The 5,600-nt window shown below is 68.5% G+C and carries 4 protein-coding genes; 2 read left to right on the top strand and 2 right to left on the bottom strand.

Going from position 1 to position 5,600, the window contains the following annotated elements; translation table 11 throughout:
* A partial coding sequence (locus tag OXN85_11915; protein MCY3600662.1) for a serine hydrolase occupies window positions 1-629 on the top strand: 629 nt, incomplete at its 5' end.
* A 104-nt stretch (window positions 630-733) separates the two neighbouring features.
* A complete protein-coding gene (locus tag OXN85_11910) occupies window positions 734-3,313 on the top strand; it encodes a zinc-dependent metalloprotease (protein ID MCY3600661.1) in 2,580 nt (859 codons plus the stop codon).
* A gap of 64 nt (window positions 3,314-3,377) precedes the next feature.
* Here OXN85_11910 and OXN85_11905 read toward each other — a convergent pair whose 3' ends face one another.
* Window positions 3,378-4,733 (bottom strand): YfcC family protein, encoded by a 1,356-nt coding sequence (locus OXN85_11905; protein MCY3600660.1) that lies wholly within the window; start codon window positions 4,731-4,733, stop codon window positions 3,378-3,380.
* A gap of 240 nt (window positions 4,734-4,973) precedes the next feature.
* Window positions 4,974-5,471 (bottom strand): hypothetical protein, encoded by a 498-nt coding sequence (locus OXN85_11900; GenBank protein MCY3600659.1) that lies wholly within the window; start codon window positions 5,469-5,471, stop codon window positions 4,974-4,976.
* Between the last annotated feature and the right edge of the window lie 129 nt (window positions 5,472-5,600).

Below are 5,600 nucleotides of genomic sequence, written 5' to 3'. Positions count from 1 at the left end.
CCCACGTCGACGAACACCGCCGCATCTACTTCGAGGGGATCGACGTGTTCGAGCACGCGATCAACCAGCCGATGGATCGCCCGCCGGGGGAGATCTTCCGCTACCGCAACTCGGACCCGCTCGTGGCCAACCGCATCGTCCGGCAAGCAGTCGAAGCACACGGAATCGACTGGCTCTCCTATCCGCAGCGCATCCTGTTCGACCGAATCGGAGCCCGGAACTACGTCCTCGAGACCGACGCCTGGGGCAACTTCATCATCACCGGCTACGACTACGGGAGTGCATGGGATTGGGTGAGATACGGTCTCCTGCATCTCTGGGATGGAGTGTGGCCAACGCCCGGCGGCGGAAGCGATCGCATCCTCCCCGAGGGATGGGTGGACTTCGTCCGGACGCCCGCTCCAGGCGCCGAACTCCGCAACTACGGCGGGCTCTTCTGGCTCAATCGTGGCGGCCAGCTCCCCCGAGCCCCGGAGGACGCCTTCTGGGCTGCCGGATCCATGGGTCAGTACACCGTCATCATCCCGTCCCGGGACCTCGTCATCGTGCGACTGGGGCCGAGTCCCGGAGACATCAACACATATCTGTCGGATATCATCGGCGAGGTGACGGCTGCCATCGATCATTAGCCCGCTCCCTCTTCGCATGGCTCCGGCCTAATGTGTAGTCCCTCCCTCCGACTCCCCGGGGGAGGCCGACCGTCCATCGTCCGCAGGAGGCTCTTGTGTACTCCGTGACCCGCTTCCGCAAGCTTCTGCCCGTTCATCTCTTTTTCCTCTTCTTTTACGGGCCCGTTTCAACCGTGGCGCAGGCTGCCGAGGGCGGACTCCCCTCGATCGAGGACAAGACGGCCTCGATGCGGGCCATCGACGGCTTCATCCCGATGTACTGGGAAGCCTCAAGCGGAAAGCTGTGGCTCGAAATCTCGCGCTGGGACACGGACATCCTCCACATGACGGGGCTCGCCTCGGGGCTGGGATCGAACGACATCGGTCTCGACCGTGGCGCGCTCTCGGGCTCCCGCCTCGTGCGCTTCCACCGGGTGGGGCCGAAGGTGCTGATGATCCAGCCGAACCTCGACTTCCGCGCGAGCAGCACGAACCCGCGCGAGGTGCGGGCCGTGACGGACGCCTTCGCCCCCTCCACGCTGTGGGGCTTCACGGCGGCGGCGGAGACGGAGGGGCGCGTGCTCGTCGACGCGACCGATTTCGTCGTCCGGGACATGATCAACTGGGCGCAGCGGCTGCGGCCCGGGACGTACCGGTTCGACGCGGGCCGGAGCGCGGTGCACCTGCCGATGACGATGGGGTTCCCGGAGAACACCGAGATCGAGGCATCCCTCACCTTCGTCCGCCAGCCGGGCGGCGGGGGCGGCGGATTCGGCGGATTCGGAGGGGGCGGCGGGGCGTTCGAAGGCGTCGCGAACGTGGCCTCGACCGGCGAGGCGGCCACGATCCGCCTCCATCACTCGTTCGTGCAACTGCCGGAGTTGGGAGAGTACACGCCCAGGGCCTTCGATCCCCGGTCCGGCTACGGAACCATGAGCTTCGCGGACTACTCGGCGCCGCTGGGAGAGGATATGCAGCAGCGGTTCATCCGGCGCCACCGGCTCGAGAAGCGGGATCCCTCGGCGGCGATGAGCGAGGCGGTCGAGCCGCTCGTCTACTACCTGGACCCGGGGGCGCCGGAGCCGATCCGGACGGCGCTGCTCGAGGGGGCTCGGTGGTGGAACCAGGCGTTCGAGGCGGCGGGCTTCCGGGACGCGTTTCAGGTGGAGATGCTCCCGGACGGCGTAAGTTCGCACGACGTGCGCTACAACGTGATCAACTGGGTTCACCGCTCGACGCGCGGCTGGAGCACGGGCGGCTCCGTCACCGACCCCCGCACGGGCGAGATCCTCAAGGGAGTGGTGACGCTCGGCTCGCTCCGCTGGCGGCAGGACTACCTGATCGCCGAGGGTCTCCTCTCGCCCTATGCCGACGGGGACGAAGCGCCGGGGGACCTGGCGGAGTGGGCGCTGGCGCGGATCCGGCAGCTGTCGGCGCACGAAGTGGGACACACGCTCGGCCTCGTCCACAACTACTACGACAGCAGGCTCGGCCGGATCTCGGTCATGGACTATCCCCATCCGCTCGTGACGCTGGGCGACGCCGGACAGCTCGACTATTCCGAGGTCTATGACGTGGACATCGGAGAGTGGGACAAGGTCGCGATCGTGTACGGGTACTCCGAATTCCCGGAGGGAGCGGACGAAGCCGCTGAGCTGGAGCGGATCCTCGACGAAGCCTGGGACGAGGACGTCATCCTCTTCACGAACCAGGACATCAACATCCACGCGCGCGCCGACCAGTGGTCGAACGGGGTGGACGCGGCGGCGGAACTCGAGCGGATGATGGACGTGCGGCGGCACTCGCTGGACCGCTTCGGCGAGGGCGCGATCCGCGCCGGGCGGCCGATCGTCACGGTCGAGGAGGCGCTGGTCCCGTTGTACATGCACCATCGCTACCAGGTGGACGCGGCCGCCTCGCTGCTCGGAGGGCTGGAGTACGTCTACGCCTTCCGCGGGGATGGGCGGACGCCCGTGAAGCGCGTCGCCGGCGGGGCGCAGCGGGCGGCGCTGGGTGCGCTGGCCCGGACGATGCGGCCGGCGGAGTTGGAGATCCCCGCCGGTGTGCTTGAATTGCTGCCGCCTCGGCCGCCGGGCTTCGGGCGTTCGCGCGAGACGTTTCCGCGCTACACCGGGCCGGCCTTCGATGCGGTCACGCCGGCGGTGGTGGCGACGGACCACACCGTGTCACGCGTCCTCGAACCGTCGCGGGCGGCGCGGCTCGTGCAGCAGCACGCGCTCGACCCGAGCCTGCCAGGCCTGAAGGAAGTGCTGACGACGCTGGTCGACGCCGTGCGCCCGGAGCCGAACGAGACGCCGTACCGCACCGAACTCCGCCTGGCCGCGTTCCGCGTGGTCGTGGATCGGATCATGGCCCTCGCGGACCAGGCGTCCATGCCGCACGTGCGCGCCATCGCGACGCGAAGCCTGACGGACATGCGGGCCGAGATGGCCGCGAACCCGCCGCCGGAGCGGGATGCCGCCTTCGCCGCGCTGGTCGACCGCGACATCGAGCGCTTCCTCGACAAGCCCTCGGCGCCCTACGAGATGCCGGGGACGCCGAACGCGCCGCCGGGCGCGCCGATCGGGGAACCTGCGCTGGACTGGCTCGCGCGCGACGCCTGGACCGCGGCCGGCCCCGCAGGCTGGGCGGCGGGGTGGCTCGGGGCGTCACCGGCCTGTTCGGCCGATCGAGAAAACTTCTGAGCCGGACGTTCCCGCGGGAACGCCGCTCGCGGGCGGGGGCGTTCCCGCGGGAACGTGGTGAGGCTCAGCTGTAGCCGATGGCGAGGGCGATGACGAGAGCGACCGCTCCGAGCGCCATCAGCATGAGGTAGCGCGGGATCACGAAGCGCAGCCACGACTCGTAGCGGACGCCGCTCGCGGCCAGGATCGCCATCAGGGCACCGTTGGTTGGCGTGATCAGTTCGCACAGCCCCGCCCCGTACTGGTAGGCGAGGATCGTGATCTGCCGCGAGAGCCCGAGCAGGTCCGAGAGCGGTACGAGGACGGGCAGCGTCAGCACGGCCTGACCGCTCACGCTGGGTACGGCGAAGTGCAGCACGCCCTGCGCGGCCGACATGCCGATGGCCGAGAGCGCGAGCGGCAGGTCCGCGAGCGGGACGAACAGTCCGCGCACGATGGTGTCGATGATCCGCGCGTCATCCATGACCACGTAGATCGCGTTGGCGAAGCCGATAAGCAGCGCGGCATATCCCATCGACCGGAAACCTTCGGCGTAGGCATGGGCCGTCCCGGTCACGCCGAGCCGGCCTATGATCCCCACCACGACGCCCATGATGAAGAAGAGGGCCGACATGTGGTCGAACTCCCACTCCCACCGGAGCAGTCCCCACACGAGGACGACGAAGGTCGAGGCGACGATCGCGAAGATGGTTACGTCCCTCCAGCCGAGTGCCCCATCCGGCTCCGAGACGTCCGTCGTCTCCTCTGCCTCGGGCCCCGCACGGGTACGCGCGGCATACCGCATCGTCCACCAGATCCAGAGGCCGAGGGCGATGGCCAGGAACGCGAGACGGAACGCCCAGCCCGAGAGCAGCGCCACGTCGGACACCTTCTGGGCGATCTGGACCTGAAAAGGGTTGATGGGGCTGAAGGCCGACCCCACGAAGGCGGAGCCCGCGCTGACCGCGACCCCCACCATCGGAGAGTAGCCGAGCCGCTTGGTGAGCAGCATGAGCGCGGGAACGAGGGGGATGATCTCCTCCTGCATGTTCTCCGTCACGCCGCCCGCCGCGAAGGCGAGACAGACGACGGGGATCGCGAGGATCTCGCGGCCCTCGAGCCCCCGGACGAGCCAGGTCACGCCGCGCCGCAGCGCCCCCGTCGCATCGAACACGGCGAACGCCCCGCCGATGAGAAAGATGAGGAACACGACATCGGCACGGTCCGCCATCCCCCGCGGGATCGCAACGATCGCCTCGAAGGCTCCGATCCGGTTGGCTTCCACCTCGTGGAAGGTCCCCGGCACCACGACGCTGCGCCCCGTCACCGGATCGTCCCGCCGCTCGTACTCCCCCGCCGGCAGCACGTACGACAGCGCCGCAGCCGCCAGGATCGCGACCGTGAGCAGCGTCAGCGGATGCGGAAACCGCAGCCTTCGCACCCGTTGCCTCAGGCGCTCGCGAAACGTCCGTGATGTGGCCATGAATGCTGAAGGTGCCTGCTACCCTCCCGATCTGACAGTCCGAGGTACTGGTCGGCGTCCGGTTTCGCACGCGGCGCTGTTCCGGCTCGCAGCGGGGACGATCCGGCACGCCCTGGTTTTGGGGGAACGAGGTTGCCGGTCCCCTGCGTCCCTGCCCTCAGTGCGAACGCGTACAGCTCGGGACGCGCGAGCCGTCGATCAGAAGGGACAGACCTCCCGGGTCGGCCGCATACCGGCCGCGCTCTCAAGGCGGAGGCGGAGCACGTAGCTCAAGCCCAGCGCGTCGCGGGCGATTCCGTGGATCACGCCTCCCGCGCCGAAATCGATGGGATCCACCGCTTCGCCTCCAAACCGGACGGTTGCGATTCCCTCTGACGAGGAAACCTCGCCGCGGTACCGGCCGCAATTGTCGAACAGATCCCATACGCGATGGTCGCCCGGGTTATCGGGGTCGTCCGGAAAACGCAGCACCCAGAGCCAGCCCTCCGGCGACACGCTCAGACCCGCAATCAGGGGCTCGAACTCGGACTCGTCCGAGTCGTCGGGCGGAGGCTGGGGCGCGTTGCCCAGTTCGATCGTACGAACGGTGTCGCCGACGAATGTAATCTCGTGAAAGCGGTATGCCGCTCTGTTCGCCGCCCACACCGTTTCACCGCCCGCGAACGCCCACGCGCGCCGCGGAATCGAGACCCTCACGATGCCGCCAAACGTGATGTTGCCCCCGCTCTCGCTTCTGCTTTGCATCGTGTTGGTGGTGATGCGGCTGTCGAAAAGCGATTACCAGACAAGGTGCATGGGGCGGTCTCGGAGGCCATTTTCGGGCCG

Origin of the sequence: Candidatus Palauibacter australiensis (assembly GCA_026705295.1) — a bacterium.
Lineage (GTDB): Bacteria > Gemmatimonadota > Gemmatimonadetes > Palauibacterales > Palauibacteraceae > Palauibacter > Palauibacter australiensis.
This window is presented reverse-complemented; position numbering and strand designations above follow the sequence as displayed.